The 15,490-nt window shown below is 43.2% G+C and carries 19 protein-coding genes; 9 read left to right on the forward strand and 10 right to left on the reverse strand.

Annotated features, from left to right (window positions below):
* Positions 1-18: 18 nt before the first annotated feature.
* Complete coding sequence (locus J3P40_RS08215; protein WP_256004501.1) at positions 19-489, forward strand: Lrp/AsnC family transcriptional regulator; 471 nt, start codon at positions 19-21, stop codon at positions 487-489.
* Positions 490-491: 2 nt separating this feature from the next.
* Here J3P40_RS08215 and ung read toward each other — a convergent pair whose 3' ends face one another.
* Both ung and J3P40_RS08225 read right to left on the reverse strand, forming a co-directional pair.
* Positions 492-1,169 carry a uracil-DNA glycosylase gene (gene ung, locus J3P40_RS08220; protein ID WP_256004504.1) on the reverse strand — a complete coding sequence of 226 codons (678 nt, stop codon included), beginning with the start codon at positions 1,167-1,169 and terminating at the stop codon, positions 492-494.
* 1 nt (position 1,170) lies between these two features.
* Positions 1,171-1,647 carry a thioredoxin family protein gene (locus J3P40_RS08225; protein ID WP_256004507.1) on the reverse strand — a complete coding sequence of 159 codons (477 nt, stop codon included), beginning with the start codon at positions 1,645-1,647 and terminating at the stop codon, positions 1,171-1,173.
* Positions 1,648-1,779: 132 nt separating this feature from the next.
* On the opposite strand from J3P40_RS08225, the gene J3P40_RS08230 reads away from it, so the two are divergent.
* Complete coding sequence (locus J3P40_RS08230; RefSeq protein ID WP_256004510.1) at positions 1,780-2,319, forward strand: DUF2892 domain-containing protein; 540 nt, start codon at positions 1,780-1,782, stop codon at positions 2,317-2,319.
* A 10-nt stretch (positions 2,320-2,329) separates the two neighbouring features.
* Here J3P40_RS08230 and J3P40_RS08235 read toward each other — a convergent pair whose 3' ends face one another.
* The 6 genes from J3P40_RS08235 to J3P40_RS08260 all read right to left on the reverse strand — a co-directional run bounded on the left by J3P40_RS08235 (position 2,330) and on the right by J3P40_RS08260 (position 8,491).
* Positions 2,330-2,539, reverse strand: a complete 210-nt coding sequence (locus J3P40_RS08235; RefSeq protein ID WP_256004512.1) for a hypothetical protein — start codon at positions 2,537-2,539, stop codon at positions 2,330-2,332.
* An 85-nt stretch (positions 2,540-2,624) separates the two neighbouring features.
* Positions 2,625-4,346: a lysine--tRNA ligase gene (lysS, locus tag J3P40_RS08240; RefSeq protein WP_256004514.1), complete on the reverse strand. Its 1,722-nt coding sequence runs from the start codon at positions 4,344-4,346 to the stop codon at positions 2,625-2,627.
* A 98-nt stretch (positions 4,347-4,444) separates the two neighbouring features.
* Complete coding sequence (locus tag J3P40_RS08245) at positions 4,445-6,358, reverse strand: AMP-dependent synthetase/ligase (RefSeq protein ID WP_256004516.1); 1,914 nt, start codon at positions 6,356-6,358, stop codon at positions 4,445-4,447.
* Positions 6,359-6,484: 126 nt separating this feature from the next.
* A complete protein-coding gene (locus J3P40_RS08250; RefSeq protein WP_256004518.1) occupies positions 6,485-6,811 on the reverse strand; it encodes a HesB/IscA family protein in 327 nt (108 codons plus the stop codon).
* Between the two features lie 42 nt (positions 6,812-6,853).
* Positions 6,854-7,267, reverse strand: coding sequence for a Fe-S cluster assembly scaffold IscU (iscU, locus tag J3P40_RS08255; RefSeq protein WP_256004520.1), 414 nt, complete (start codon positions 7,265-7,267; stop codon positions 6,854-6,856).
* A gap of 12 nt (positions 7,268-7,279) precedes the next feature.
* Positions 7,280-8,491: an IscS subfamily cysteine desulfurase gene (locus J3P40_RS08260; protein ID WP_256004523.1), complete on the reverse strand. Its 1,212-nt coding sequence runs from the start codon at positions 8,489-8,491 to the stop codon at positions 7,280-7,282.
* A 121-nt stretch (positions 8,492-8,612) separates the two neighbouring features.
* Here J3P40_RS08260 and mce point away from each other — a divergent pair, with 121 nt between their 5' ends.
* The 7 genes from mce to J3P40_RS08295 all read left to right on the forward strand — a co-directional run bounded on the left by mce (position 8,613) and on the right by J3P40_RS08295 (position 13,987).
* On the forward strand, positions 8,613-9,023 hold the full coding sequence (gene mce, locus J3P40_RS08265; protein WP_256004526.1) for a methylmalonyl-CoA epimerase: 411 nt from the start codon (positions 8,613-8,615) through the stop codon (positions 9,021-9,023).
* Positions 9,024-9,119: 96 nt separating this feature from the next.
* Complete coding sequence (locus J3P40_RS08270) at positions 9,120-9,368, forward strand: type B 50S ribosomal protein L31 (RefSeq protein ID WP_256004529.1); 249 nt, start codon at positions 9,120-9,122, stop codon at positions 9,366-9,368.
* Between the two features lie 68 nt (positions 9,369-9,436).
* The gene (locus J3P40_RS08275; protein WP_256004531.1) at positions 9,437-10,612 is read left to right on the forward strand and encodes a putative sugar nucleotidyl transferase; all 1,176 of its coding nucleotides are present in this window, start codon (positions 9,437-9,439) and stop codon (positions 10,610-10,612) included.
* A 32-nt stretch (positions 10,613-10,644) separates the two neighbouring features.
* The gene (gene tpiA / locus J3P40_RS08280; protein WP_256004534.1) at positions 10,645-11,406 is read left to right on the forward strand and encodes a triose-phosphate isomerase; all 762 of its coding nucleotides are present in this window, start codon (positions 10,645-10,647) and stop codon (positions 11,404-11,406) included.
* A complete protein-coding gene (gene prmA, locus J3P40_RS08285) occupies positions 11,406-12,245 on the forward strand; it encodes a 50S ribosomal protein L11 methyltransferase (protein WP_256004537.1) in 840 nt (279 codons plus the stop codon). The genes tpiA and prmA overlap by 1 nt, the downstream gene beginning before the upstream one ends.
* Positions 12,246-12,269: 24 nt before the next feature.
* Positions 12,270-13,628: a UDP-N-acetylmuramate--L-alanine ligase gene (locus J3P40_RS08290; RefSeq protein WP_256004540.1), complete on the forward strand. Its 1,359-nt coding sequence runs from the start codon at positions 12,270-12,272 to the stop codon at positions 13,626-13,628.
* A gap of 29 nt (positions 13,629-13,657) precedes the next feature.
* A complete protein-coding gene (locus J3P40_RS08295) occupies positions 13,658-13,987 on the forward strand; it encodes a helix-turn-helix domain-containing protein (protein WP_256004544.1) in 330 nt (109 codons plus the stop codon).
* Between the two features lie 3 nt (positions 13,988-13,990).
* On the opposite strand, the gene J3P40_RS08300 is transcribed toward J3P40_RS08295, so the two are convergent.
* Positions 13,991-15,112 carry a GNAT family N-acetyltransferase gene (locus tag J3P40_RS08300; RefSeq protein WP_256007063.1) on the reverse strand — a complete coding sequence of 374 codons (1,122 nt, stop codon included), beginning with the start codon at positions 15,110-15,112 and terminating at the stop codon, positions 13,991-13,993.
* A 65-nt stretch (positions 15,113-15,177) separates the two neighbouring features.
* Positions 15,178-15,312: a hypothetical protein gene (locus J3P40_RS08305; RefSeq protein ID WP_256004547.1), complete on the reverse strand. Its 135-nt coding sequence runs from the start codon at positions 15,310-15,312 to the stop codon at positions 15,178-15,180.
* Positions 15,313-15,490: the final 178 nt, after the last annotated feature.

Below are 15,490 nucleotides of genomic sequence, written 5' to 3' on the forward strand. Positions count from 1 at the left end.
AGCTATCACAATAAAATTATGGCAGTGGAACTTGATAAGACTGATTTTAAGATTCTTAAGTTACTTCAGGAAAATGGGCGAATTACCAATTTGCTGTTGTCCCAGGAAATTGGCTTATCTCCCGCACCAACTTTGGAACGTGTCCGTAAACTAGAGCAGTCCGGCTATATCAAAAGCTATCATGCTTTGGTAGACGAGGAAAAGCTGGGTCTGGGTATCAAAACGTTCATCCAGATTCAGCTGGATTTTCATAAGAACAACACGATCCAGATTTTTCTTGATGAGGTGAATCAGATCAAAGAAATTACGGAATGTCATCATGTCACCGGACAGGCTGACTTCCTGCTAAAGGTTTACGTAAACGATATCAAAGCGTATGAGCGACTGATTATGGATAAGATCAGTAAGATATCCGTTGTTAAGACTTTCCAGACCATGATGATCATGTCTACCACGAAAAAGGAACCTATTGTTCCTTTGGCGTATTAAGCTCAGGTGATTTGCCAGTCGACAGGGGATTTTCCATTGTCGGATAAAATGCTGTTTGCTTTTGAAAAGTGCCTGCATCCTAGAAAGCCGCTGTGGGCCGAGAATGGTGAGGGATGCGCAGCGGTAAGAATGCTGTGTCTGCTTGGGTCTATGAGCGCGGCTTTGTTTTGTGCAAAGCGGCCCCATAGCATAAACACGATGCCTTCGCGCCCGGCAGAAAGTTTTGAAATGACGGTGTCTGTAAATATTTCCCAGCCCTTACCCTGATGCGATCCCGGTTCATGGGCTCTAACGGTCAGCGTAGCATTTAGCAGAAGAACGCCTTCATCCGCCCACTTCGTAAGTTCTCCATGGGCGGGGATTTGGAAGCCCTCTATATCCTCGCTTAGTTCTTTATAGATATTTCGTAATGACGGCGGTGTTGCTACTCCTTTCTGAACCGAGAATGAAAGTCCATGAGCCTGTCCCGGTCCGTGATAAGGGTCCTGTCCGATTAAAACCACCTTTACCGCATGGAAGGGGGTGTGGTTAAGCGCATTAAAAATATCTTTCCCTTTGGGATATATGGTTTTTCCGCTCGCTTTTTCCTCCGCAAGGAAGGTTTTAAGATCAGCCATATATGGCTTGCTGAACTCCTCTTCGAGGACATTCAGCCAGCTGCTTTCTAGGTTTACTGCCATGTTATTTCTCTAAGACCAAATTTAGCAAGTCTTTTTCCAGGGTGACATGTGGTGTTTCTACAATTCTGCCGAGCTCCTTTTTTGTATCGTCGTAGATAATGAATGTAGGGACACGTTTGATATCGAGGTTGTTTAGCAGACCTGAGCTGGCTTTTTTAGACCCGTCTACACATATAATCGTGAGACGTTTTTCATCAAATCCCAGCAGATCCAAAATCTTAAAGAAACGGGGAACCTGCGACTTGCTGTCTCCACACCACGTACCCATAACAAGGGTAATATGTGTATCATTTAACCGCGACTGTAATCCAGATAGAACTAGCGAGTCTGGTAGGTAAGCGGAGTATTCTGCGTCATATCGCTCTCTCATGTCCGGAAAATTGGCGACGCTGTCTCTGGTGCATAAGTCGATAAGGATATGTCTGCCGAGCGGTTCATTGTAGGCTGTTTTGTTAATGGTTTGTGCTCCCAGGCTCATAAAGGTAAATAATAGGCATAAAGTAAAGACATATTTCATTGCAGATACGGCGTTTTTCCGGCATGTTTAAATTACAAATTAAATCTGCTTTTAGTAATATAAACGCGATATTTGCAAAAAAATACTAAGTATATGCCAAACATAGTTCGACTGATTTTAGGGTTTGTAGTCTTAGGGACTTCTGTGACGTTAATGGTTCTTAGTTTCTGGGGTTGGGGTATACTAGGAATATTATTGAGTATTCTCATTTTTGTGACATATTTCTTCAATGAAAAGATGCTTTTGGCACAATGGTTCCTTAGAAAGGATAATCTGGATAAAGCCGAAGGTTTTCTTCGCCGCATTAAAAATTACGAGAAAGAACTGATACGGGTGCAGCATGGTTATTATAATCTCCTGATTGGGCTTATCGAATCCAGAAAGGCACCTATGCAGTCGGAAAAGTATTTCAAGAAGTCCCTCTCGCTCGGACTGCATATGGATCATAATGTGGCATTGGCAAAGCTGAGTCTGGCTGGGATTGCCATGGCAAAGCGCAATAAACGTGAGGCGCAGATGTATCTGAGTGAAGCCAAGAAAGCTGATAAAAATAAACTCCTGGCAGATCAGATCAAGCAGATGAAAGATCAGCTGGGTATGTTGGACAGACAGCAGCAGATCAGGTACAGATAAGCTGATGGAGTTATTTCTCGCTTAGTCTGTCGTAATTTTCTGGTCCGTCAAAATCGGATACCCGGCTTACGATGTCTTCATCGTAAAGTTCCTGTTTCTTCTGGAAAAATAGTCTTTCGGATTGAATTCTTTTGATCAGCTGGCGTATTAGCGTAAGATCAAACTCTTCTTTGCTAAGTTTTATGCAGTATTCGCTTTCGTTGATTTCAAGTGTGGACATAGTCGTTATAGTTTATTCGCAGTAAAACTAAAAAAGCCTGCTAACAATTTTGCTAGCAGGCTTTTATGTAATTGTTAAACTTTTGTTAACTGAACCAGGCTGTTACTTCGTCCTTAGTTGGCATGACGAGGTCAAGTTTTAGTTTTTTTCGCATTCCTCCAAGATCATTAAACACTTTGTTGGGGTTTGCGGACCTGAGGTCTTCGATAGTATTGAAACCCATCTTGCGGATAGCCTCAACCCATTCTGCCGGAATCCCGGCCTCAACAAAATCCTGGTCGGAAGTTACTTTGGCTTTCTTTTCCGGCCTCATCTGCGGGAAGAACAAGACTTCCTGAATGGTCGACTGATTGGTCATTAACATCACTAACCTGTCTATACCGATACCAAGACCTGATGTTGGTGGCATGCCATATTCAAGCGCACGAACAAAATCTTCGTCCATGGCCATGGCCTCGTCGTCGCCCCGTTCTGCGAGTTTCAGTTGTTCCACCAGGCGCTCCTTTTGATCAATGGCGTCATTAAGTTCCGAATAGGCATTAGCGATTTCCTTACCGTTTACGAAAAGTTCAAATCGTTCTACCAAGCCTTCCTTGCTTCTGTGCTTCTTTGCCAATGGGGTCATCTCAATCGGATAGTCGGTGATATAAGTAGGCTGAATAAGGTTTGCTTCCACTTTTTCACTAAACAGCTCATCAATCAGTTTGCCTCGTCCCATCGTTGCATCAATCTCAACACCAAGTTTCCCGCACACAGCCTTCAGTTCGTCTTCCGTCATCTCGGAGACGTCAATTCCAGCGTATTTCTCGATGGATTCGTACATGGTAAGCTTCTCGTAGGGGCCTTCAAAGTTGATCTCGTGCTGACCAACTTTTACTACCGGCGTGCCATGTATAGCAAGTGCCACCTTTTCAAGGCAGGTCTCTACCATATCCATCATCCATATATAGTCCTTATAGGCTACATATATCTCCATAGCCGTGAATTCCGGGTTATGGGTACGGTCCATGCCCTCGTTACGGAACATTTTGCCGAATTCGTATACACCGTCAAATCCGGCCACAATCAGGCGTTTCAGATACAGCTCATTAGCGATACGCAGATATAGAGGCATGTCCAGCGTATTATGGTGTGTAGCAAAAGGCCGGGCTGCTGCACCCCCGTGTATGGGCTGTAAAATCGGCGTCTCAACCTCCATCCAGCCCTGGCTGTCGAAGAAATTACGCATAGTATTAATCACCTTGGAGCGATTAATGAAGATTTGTTTAAAATGGGGGTTAACAGTAAGGTCAACATACCGCTGTCTGTACCGCAGCTCAGGATCTGTAAAGCCGTCGTAAACATGTCCTTCCTCATCCCTTTTCACGACAGGCAAAGGTTTCAGAGACTTTGACAACAGTTTCATAGAAGTTACATGTACCGATATCTCACCAGTTTGGGTAGTGAACACAAAGCCCTGTATACCGATAAAATCCCCGATATCCATGAGTTTCTTAAAGACGGTATTGTATAAAGTCTTATCCTCTTCGGGGCACAGGTCGTCGCGTCGCAAATAAAGTTGCACCCGGCCAGTGGAGTCCTGAAGTTCTACGAACGATGCATTTCCCATGATCCGGCGCGACATGATCCTGCCAGCAAGTGTAATGTTCTTATAGGCCGTTTTGTCCCGTTCGTAATTGGCAAGTATATCTGCGGCGTTCGCATTTATCTCAAATGCTTCGGCGGGGTAGGGGTTAATGCCTAGCTCACGGAGCTGGCTCAATGAACTTCTGCGTAGAAGCTCAAGTTCTGACAATCCTGTACTCATATTTTTTATATAAGGCGAGGCCTTATAGCTACTTGTATATAATAAAAATTATGCGAAAATACGCATTTGCCAGAATTTTCGATGCATGATAACAAAGATCAGGTCAGATCGCTGGTTTCCGCATACATCTGGTTGATGACCGCCGAATAGCGTGTTTCAATTACTTTTCGTTTGGCTTTCAGAGTAGGGGTGATTTCGCCCTCGTCTATACTGAACGGCGTACGTTTAATTTTGAAGCGTTTGATCTGTTCAAATTTTGCAAGCTCGGCAGAAAGTGCTTTGATATCTTTAGCAATCCAGCTGATGATTTCCTGGTCTTCGATAAACTGCTCGGGCTGCTGAAAGAATGACTCACTCAGCCCGAACTGCTCTTGCAGATTTTCCTTGTTTGGAATTATTATCGCAGTGAGATACTCACGTTTGTCGCCAATAAGAAATAACTGGTCTATTTTCAGACTCTTTAAATAGATGTTTTCCACTGGAGTGGGGTATACGTTTTTCCCGTAAGCGTTCACGATCATATTTTTTAGACGATCGGTGATTTGCAAGTTGCCTTTATAAAAGCGGCCTATGTCTCCTGTATGAAACCAATTGTCCTTATCGATAGCCTGCGCCGTTTCTGCGGGCTTATTAAAATAACCTTGCATTACACAATGTCCACGAACAATAATTTCCCCTTCCGCGCACTCGTAACCTTCGTTGAAATTATGATGTGTTTGAATGCTGACTATCTTTTTTGACTCAACGTCCTGTATGCCTACCTCTATACCTGGTATGACGCGTCCTACGGTGCCATATACTTGGCGGTGATATTCCGTAACGGCCATCACGGGTGATGTCTCCGTAAGTCCAAAGCCCTCAAGGATCTTGATGCCCAGATTTCCGAAAAATTCTCCAACGTTTCTTGGAAGTGCAGCGCCTCCGGAGATCATAAATTTTAATCTTCCTCCTGTTTTTTCCTTTATTTTACTGAAAACCAACCGCTCGGCTAAGGCTTTCTTTGCTGACAAGATAGGGCCGGTGCTCTTGCCATTTGCTCTGGACTGTCGGTATTGTTGCCCTGTTTCCAGTGCCCAGGTAAAGATTTTGGCCTTAAACCCGCCCCCGGCAGTTCCGCTCTTAATGGCCTTGTCATGGATCTTTTCCAGTAGTCTTGGGACGCAATTCATCACTGTAGGCTTCACCTCCGCCATATTACGGGCAAGCAGCTCAAGGCTTTCTGCAAAGGCGATCTTGCATCCCTGAGCACAGCAGACGTGATAAGTTGCTGTCCGTTCAAACACGTGCGACAGAGGGAGGAAAGAAAGGAACGTCTCGGTTTCATCTATGACAGGGATCTGCTCCAGACATACCTTTACGTTCTCCACAAAGTTATAGTGGGAAAGCATTACACCTTTTGGTGTACCCGTAGTGCCAGAGGTATAGATAAGTGATGAGATATCGGCGGGCTGAATAGTCTCCCGAAGCTTTTCAATCGCAGCTTTCTCGGAAGGCAGCAACGCTTCCTTCGTTTGAAGTATGTGCTTAAGCGGAGTGACCTCCGCAGATAAGTCGTCCGGAACCGCTACTTTGTCATACTCATCAAAAGCCGGTATGATATATTGAAGGCGTTTACATCCTCCTGCTATCTTTAGGATCTTTCGGAACAGAAAGGCATTGCCAATCAGTATCGCCCTGATGCCCGAATCGTTTATGATATATTCTACTTCCTGTGCTGCTAGTGTAGGATAGATCGATACATTGATAGCTCCAATTTGCTGAATACCTTGATCGTAATAAACATATTCCGGCGAGTTTTCAATCATAAGACCCATTCGATCTCCCTTTTTTATCCCACTTTCGAGGAAGTATGCCGATATCGCGTCGGCTCTGGAAAGCGTCTGCTCATAGGTAATCTCATTCCACTTGCCATCCTCTTTTTCGAGGAGAAAAGTGGCTGAAGGGTTGTGAATATTTTTTACAACATTACGAAGCAGACTAGGTATAGTGGAAAGCTCGTCAAACGATAGCATAGTGTTTTTGGTTAGTTAGCGAGGCACAATGATAAAAGTTTACAATAATAAATGCAATTCGGGTCAATTTGTTTGCCATAAAAAAAGGGTGCCTTCCAGCACCCTTTTCTTTCGCATTTTTTCAAGCTATACAGAGAAACTCTCTCCGCAGCCACAAGAACGGCTGGCATTCGGATTGTTAAAATTAAACCCTTTGCCATTCAGCCCGTCCGAAAAATCAAGTTCCGTACCCGCCAGATATAGGAAGGATTTCATATCTAAAGCAATCTTGATACCCTTGTCTTCAAAAAACTGGTCACCCGTTTTTTCTTCGTTGTCAAAATCCAGGTTATAAGACAAACCCGAGCAGCCTCCGCCTTTAACAGAGACCCGTAAAAAGTAGCTGTTATCCAGCGCTGAATCTTGCATCAGATGGTCAATCTTACTTTTCGCTTTATCGGTGATCGTAATCATAAATCTAAAAATTATACCCTTGCTGGACTAACCACTTATTGATTAATGGTGAGATTTAGCAAGTTCGATTGGCTCCAAGCCATTTTTTACACGATAGTCGTTAATGGCGGATTTGATCGCATCTTCTGCCAGTACCGAACAGTGAATCTTCACAGGAGGTAAAGCCAGTTCTTCCACAATATCCATATTGTCGATAGCCAATGCTTCGTCTACCGTTTTCCCCTTTAACCACTCTGTGGCTAGCGAGGAAGAAGCAATCGCTGATCCGCAACCAAATGTCTTGAACTTCGCGTCAGTAATAACGTTGTTCTCGTTCACTTCAATTTGTAAACGCATAACGTCTCCGCACTCAGGAGCCCCAACCAGGCCGGTCCCTACAGATTTACTGTCTTTATTTAAAGTACCAACGTTTCTTGGGTTGGTATAATGTTCCATTACTTTTTCTGAGTATGCCATAATATTAGTTTTTTAGTGTTCTGCCCACTCGATTTTACTTAAATCAATTCCTTCCTTAAACATTTCCCATAGCGGTGAAAGGTTTCTCAGATGGTTAACGGCGTTTTTGGTGTTTTCTATTGCGTAATCAATTTCCTCCTCTGTAGTAAACCGCCCCAGTCCGAATCTTATCGAAGAATGTGCCAGATCGTCTGAAAGGCCCAGGCTTTTTAATACATAAGACGGTTCTAAGGAAGCTGAAGTACATGCTGAGCCCGAAGAAACAGCCAGATCTTTCATCGCCATCATTAAACCTTCTCCTTCGACATATTTAAACGATATGTTAGACACATGTGGCAAACGATGCTGCACATTTCCGTTTACATAGCTTTCTTCAAGCTCCGTAAGGGAACGCTCAAGTTTGTCGCGCAATGCTGACAGACGCTGTGCTTCCTGATCCATTTCCAGCCGGCACAGCTCACAAGCTTTGCCTAATCCCACAATGCCGGGTACATTTAATGTCCCTGAGCGCATTCCACGTTCATGGCCGCCGCCATCCATTTGTGCTGTTACCTTAACCCTCGGGTTTTTGCGGCGTACATATAATGCGCCCACACCTTTAGGTCCGTACATTTTATGGGCCGAAAATGCCATAAGGTCAATGCCATCTTCATTTACGTTTACAGGAATTTTACCAACAGCCTGTGTAGCGTCGGTCATGAAAAGGGCGCCATGGCTGTGTGCGATAGCTGCGATTTCCTTAATTGGTTGAATAACGCCAATCTCGTTATTTCCATACATAATCGTAACCAGGATGGTTTGTTCGGTCATTGCAGCCTCAAGTTCCTGAAGATCAATAAGGCCATCTTCCTTAACTTTAAGATAAGTGACCCGCGCACCTACTTTTTCGAGGTGTTTACAGGTATCTAGAACCGCTTTATGTTCTGTGGTCGCCGTAATAATATGGTTACCCTTATCCTGGTACATTTCAAACACTCCCTTTATGCCAAGGTTGTCTGCTTCGGTAGCGCCGGATGTAAATATGATTTCTTTCTCTGTACAGCCAATCAGTTTAGCAACCTGCTCACGGGCATAGTCTACTGCCTCTTCTGCAACCCAGCCGAAAGCGTGATTGCGGCTTGCCGCATTGCCAAATTTATTTGTGAAGTAGGGTAACATTGCTTCTAAAACTCTCGGATCGAGAGGTGTCGTAGCATTATTATCCAGGTAAATAGGAAGTTCCATGTGTTATATATGCTTAATGATATACAAATGTACGAAAAAAGAATGCCAATAATTATAAATAATAGCTATGAGAGTATAACTGAAAACTGCATTTTTACATTTAAATAACGTACCTAATGCTATGAAAAGGATTGAACACATAGGGATTGCTGTAAAAGATATGGAAGCGTCGTGCATGGTATATGAAAAGCTGCTGGGTGTGTCATGCTATAAACGGGAAACCGTAGATAGTGAAGGAGTTAACACCGCATTTTTTAAAGTCGGTGCAAACAAGATAGAATTGTTATCTGCCACGAGTGCGGATAGCGCAATCAAGAAATTTTTAGATAAGCGTGGTGAAGGTATTCATCATATAGCTTTCGATGTAGACGATATAATGCTGGAAATGGAACGTCTTAATAAGGAAGGATTTGTGTTGCTTAACAACAAGCCAAAAAAAGGAGCCGACGGGAAACTGATCTGCTTCGTGCATCCTAAAGATACAAACGGTGTGTTAATAGAGCTATGTCAGGACATCAGGGCAGACATATAGCGTTTCGCCTTATTTGTATTTGTATTTGTAAATTCAAAATAAAAAAAGGATATTTGCAACCTTAAAATAAGCGACTAACAAGTACATAACAATAATATGAAAAAAGATCTGCATCCATCAAACTATAGATTTGTTGTATTCAAAGATATGTCTAACGACTATGCTTTTTTAACTAAGTCTTGTGTAGATACTAAAGAAACGATTCAATGGGAAGACGGAAATGAATATCCACTTTACAAATTGGAGATTTCTCACACTTCACACCCATTTTATACTGGTAAAATGAAGCTTGTTGATACAGCTGGTCGTATCGACAAATTCAAGACCCGTTACGCTAAGAAATAATACATTTCTATTAAAGTTTTTGAAGTCCCGTGGCTGTTGCTACGGGACTTTTTTTATTTTTGCGTCTTATGACGATCAATCTTTTTGATGATAACGCATGGCAATCCCTGCGTCCGCTAACCTTCACCAGACCGGTGGCAGACCTAAGAGTCGGAATTCTGACTATCGCTGAAAAGTGGCAAAAGCATCTGAAAGCACGTGAGTTTGGTTTTATCTCCCAAAACTATCTCTCAGTGAAGTTTCCTAAGAAAATCCAGGGTAAGTTGTTTATCAATGGATCCGTTTGCCCGGATGTGCGGCTGGTCGACTCGGTGCATGCACTCGAAGCGGGGGAAATGCTTGTTAAAGGCGATATCATCCTTGCTTATTGTTCAGACGGGGAGTTGACTATTGCTGATCTTGAAAGTAGATTTAAAAGGATTAGTTATGCAGGCGACTTTATCAGGATCGTGTTTCCTGAGGACATTTTCAAGTATAACGATACAGAATTAAGAAAAGATTTCTCGCTTTTAACTGCAGGACGCACTTCTTTTGCTCTTAGCGCTACTAACACCATTATTGGCGAAGATTTTTTTGCAGAAGAGGGAGCTGAAGCAGAATGTGCGACATTCAATACGAGAAGCGGCCCGGTTTATCTTGGGTACAATGCTCAGGTGTGGGAAGGGAGTAATATCAAAGGTTCCTTTGCCTTGTGTGATAATTCCCAGGTGAAGATGGGCGCCAAAATTTACGGCCAAACTACTATTGGTCCGGGCAGCCGTGTAGGCGGGGAAATAAATAACGCTGTTATCTGGGGGCATTCTTCAAAAGGACACGATGGGTATTTGGGTAATGCGGTGATGGGTGAATGGTGTAATATTGGCGCCGATACCAATAACTCAAACTTGAAAAACAATTATGCAGAGGTAAGATTATGGGACTACGAACGCCAATCCTTCCGAAAGACGGGGCTGCAGTTCTGCGGTCTGATTATGGCAGATCATGCTAAGTGTGGTATCAATACCATGTTTAACACAGGAACTGTGGTTGGTGTTGGTGCTAACGTATTTGGTGCAGGATTCCCCAGAAATTTTGTAGCAGATTTTGCTTGGGGCGGAGCGCATGGCTTTGAAGTATATGCATTAAACAAGATGTTTGAGACCGCTGAAAAGGTTTATGCACGCAGGAATATGGATTTTGGTCAGATGGATAAGGATATTCTGTCTGAGATTTTTGAGAACACAAATGTATACCGCAGGTTCTAATATCTGGGTAGGAAATATATAATCAATCAATTATGAGAAAGAAAATTGTAGCTGGAAACTGGAAAATGAACCTTGGGTATGAAGAAGGTGTATCTTTATTTTCCGAAATTGTCAATATGGTCAGAGATGAAAAAAAGGGAGATCAGCAGGCCGTAATTTGTGCACCATTTATTCATCTGAACAGTCTTGTTCAGCTCGGAAATTCCATTGTTGCTATAGGTGCCCAAAATTGCCATCAGAATGAGAGTGGCGCTTATACCGGTGAAATATCTGCCAAAATGATCAGTTCGGTGGGCGCCGAATATGTTATTGTCGGTCACTCAGAAAGACGTCAGTACTTCTCGGAAGATAATCAGCTTCTGGCTGCAAAAACTGTAGTAGCACTTGAGAACGGTCTCACGCCTATTTTCTGCATCGGGGAAACGCTTGATGAGAGAAATAACGGCAGTTATTTTGACGTCCTGAAAACTCAGCTTGAAGAGGGAATTTTTAATGTTTCAACTGGGCAATTTTCCAAACTCGTTATTGCTTATGAGCCGGTTTGGGCAATAGGCACAGGGCTTACCGCTACATCTGAACAGGCGCAGGAAGTTCACGCCTTCATCAGGCAACAAATCGCGGCAAAATACGATGCAGCAGTGGCAGAAAATACGACCATTCTTTACGGTGGCAGTTGCAATCCGAAAAATGCTGCAGATCTTTTTGCACAGCCCGACATTGATGGTGGTTTAATTGGTGGTGCTTCACTAAAATCCAGAGACTTCGTGGATATCGTTAAAACATTCAACAGCTGATGCAATATATACAAGTCGACTTCACTTTCCGTGGGATTGAAGAGTACCAGAAGGACTTGTTAATAGCGGAACTCGCCGACACCGGGTTTAATACTTTTGAAGATACTCCTGAAGGGTTCTCTGGATTTATTAATAAATCGGATTTTCGGGAAGATCAACTCAGAGAGGTGCTGGAAACATTAGATGAAGGCATCGAGTATGCATATTCCGTCCAGGAGGTAGAGGCTGAAAACTGGAACGAAACCTGGGAGAAGAATTTTGAGCCATTGACCATAGCCGGCCAGTGTTATGTGCGTGCAACTTTTCATGAGCCTCATCCGGAGTATCAATATGAAATAGTCATCGATCCCAAGATGGCTTTTGGAACCGGCCATCACCAGACCACGACCATGATGATGGAATACCTGCTCACACAAGACCTGCGCGACAAGTCGGTGCTTGATATGGGGTGTGGCACAGGGATCTTGGCGATTTTGTCTGCCAAGTTAGGGGCGGGCTCTCTTGTTGCTATTGACAACGATGAGATTTGCTATTTGAGCACTATAGAAAATGCGGGTTTGAATAATATAGGAGGCGTTGAGGCGATCTGCGGAAGTAAGGAGCAGATTCCCGACCGGTTTTTTGATGTGATTCTGGCAAATATTAATCGCAATATTCTCCTCGATCAGATATCATCTTATGAAAGGGCTCTTAAACCAGGAGGCAGTATATTCTTCAGTGGCTTTTATGAATTGCCGGACCTGCAGATGATCAGAGAAGCTTGTACTGCTTCCGGCATAGCCTACGTAGATCATAAAAAGAACGGGGAATGGGTGGCTGCTCATTTTAAAAAGGCGTAATTTAGCATCAGTAAACTCTAGAATATGCGGATACACTTCATTGCAATAGGTGGTAGTGCCATGCACAACCTTGCGATAGCACTTCATAAAAAGGGATATCAGGTCACAGGCTCTGATGACATGATATTTGAACCTTCAGCAAGTCGCCTTGAAAGGCATGGAATTTTTCCGGACAGGCTGGGCTGGGATCCGACGCTTATCACGAACGATATCGATGCGATAATTCTTGGTATGCATGCTCTGGAAGACAATCCCGAGCTGGTCCGTGCGCGCGAACTTGGTTTAAATATCTATTCCTATCCAGCGTATATCTATGAGCAGACAAAGGATAAGCTGCGGGTAGTCGTAGGAGGTAGTCATGGTAAAACTACGATTACTTCCATGATATTACATGTGCTAAACTATTATAAGCGAGAATTTGACTACCTCGTTGGTGCCCAACTTACCGGATTTGATACTATGGTTGGGCTCACTGAGTCAGCGCCGATAGTCATTATAGAAGGAGATGAATATCTGGCATCGCCGATAGACAGGCGCCCTAAGTTCCATCTCTACAAGGCTAATATAGCTGTTATTAGCGGTATAGCATGGGACCACATTAATGTGTTCCCTACGTATGCGGATTATGTTCGCCAGTTTGAAATATTTATAGAGACCATAGAGCCGGATGGTACACTGATTTACTGTGAGTCGGATACCGATTTGAAGCGTATCGCTGAAAATTCACAGTATCATATAAAAAAGATCCCATACGAGGTTCCTCCTCACAAGATCACCGGGGGTATCACCTACTTAATGCCCGGACGTACGCCATTGAAGATTTTCGGCAACCACAATCTCATGAACCTGAATGCAGCCAGAATTGTGTGTGAGCAGCTCGGAATTGACGCAGCTGATTTCAATTCGGCAATCCAGTCATTCACCGGCGCGGCCAAGAGGCTTGAGCCGTTGCGTAATGAGGAGGGAACCGCCGTCTTCAAAGATTTTGCCCATTCGCCTTCGAAACTTAAAGCAACAATTGAAGCTGTAAAAGCACAATTTACTGAAAGGAGATTGGTTGCCTGTATCGAACTGCATACCTATAGTAGTTTGAATAAAGCATTCCTCAAGCAATATGCTGATAGTATGATTGGCGCCGACATTCAAGTTGTATTTATTGATAGAGAAATCTTTAAGCACAAAAACATGGAGCCATTTACCGAGACAGATGTGCAAACGGCTTTTAATAGTGACAGGATTATATTTTTTGATCGTGCAGAGGCCCTTATGAGTTACCTACTTGGTATAAATTTTTATCAAGCGAATCTCCTTTTGATGAGTTCGGGGAATTTTTCGGGCATAAATCTGGAAGAGTTGGCACGTGACTTGACCGTGAATCCCTAGCTCGCAGTACACTGACAAACATAACAGCAATGAATTTTATTGGTAAGAACATTAGGCGCTTGCGTCAAAGAAAGGGTTGGAGTCAGGGAGATGTAGCCCGGCAATTGAAAATATCAATTCCCGCCTTTTCTAAGATAGAAACCGGAATAACGGACATCAACGTTTCCAGACTGGCTCAGATTGCTGAATTATTTGAGGTCTCGACCGTGGAAATTATCTCAAAGGAAGACGAAAATCCGCACGCGGAACATGCCGCGGAGATCGGTACGCTCAAGGCAAAACTAACGCAACGGGAAGAAGAGATTATAAGGCTACAAAAGAAAATTATTGACCTTTACGAAGAGATTCGGGAAAAATAGTCCTTAGCGAAAACGTTTACGCAGCGTAAGGTGTCGTTTTCCCAGTACGGCACCTGTCGCTTCATGTATCGCGAGCATCTTGTCATTAAAGTCTCCCACCCACGATAATTCCAGTTCATCGTACTGGTTTTTTGGCAGTACGTATTCCTTCAGCTTGATAAAGAGTGCAGATTCAAGCCCGTGCTTTTGGAAAGCTTGCTTTGTGCCCATCACAACAGCTCTCATTCTCTTCACACCTCTTATTTTTCGGTATATAAATTTCAACATTCCCCCAAGACCCATTTTTCCATTTAATCCACGTATCATTTGGTTGGCATCGGGGATGATGACGATAAATGAAGCGGGCTCATTGTTTACATAAGCAAACCAGATTAGCTTTTCATCCATAATCAGCTTCATCTTTTCGAAAGATTCCTCCAATGTCTCCCGCTTAATAGGCACGAAGTTCTCAAAGTCGCGCCAAGCATCATTGTAAATCTCCATCAGGTCGTTTACATATTTTAAGGGATTCTTTTTGGAGAAATGTTCAAATCTGTATCCTGGTTTGGCAGCTACCCAATTCGCAATTTTCGTGAAGCGCTCAGGAAAAGGTGTTCTTACAGCAAGATGATTTGTAATCTGTTCATATTCGGTTTCAAAACCGTAGTCAATAAAAAACTGGTGATAGTAGGGAAGGTGGTAATTCATTCCGTAGGATGGGGGAGTAAATCCTTCTACCAGGAGTCCCCAAAAAGAATCATTTTCCCCAAAATTGATAGGGCCGATCATGGCCTGCATGCCATGGTTATGTAGCCAGTCCCTGGCTTGATCGAAAAGCTTAAAAGCAGCTTTCCTGTCGTCAACACATTCAAAAAAGCCCATACCGCCCGTCGGCACATCGTACTGGTAGGCTTTCTTTTCATTTATAAATGCGGCTATCCTGCCGATTATTTTGCCCGAACTATCAGCCAGTATCCAGCGTTCACATTTGCCATGGCCGAAAAAAGGATTCTTTTGTTCGTCAAAGACTGCTTCTATATCCCTGTCTAGCGGACATATCCAGTTTTCGTCGTTTCTATATATCCATCTGGCTACGTCAAGGAATTGTTGTTTTGTGTGCCGGTCTGTAACTTGTATGAGCTCCATCATCAATTGGTGTAAAATAAAAAGCATCCCTTGAGGGATGCTTTACAGGTATCTAGATATAAATATTAATAGTCATCATCATCATCATCCGAGCCAAAGCTGTCGTAGCTGTCAAGGTCATCTAAAGGCATATCGAAATCTTCGTCATCATCATCATCGTAGGCCCGGCCAAGACTGAGTTCTTCATGTGAATTTTCCATCTCTGCATCTGAATCGGTTGATGGATTTTTCTTGATTGGTTTCTTCGGAGTTTTCATTACAAAATACTATTCCCTGTGTTTATTCTTTTAAAATTACAAAAATCCTGATTAATAAAGAACGGTCTTTTTCGGATCTTTTAATACTTCAAAAATAAAACAAAAATCCATGGGCTGTAAC

The sequence above is a fragment of the Pedobacter deserti genome (assembly GCF_024436415.1).
Classification (GTDB): domain Bacteria; phylum Bacteroidota; class Bacteroidia; order Sphingobacteriales; family Sphingobacteriaceae; genus Pedobacter; species Pedobacter faecalis.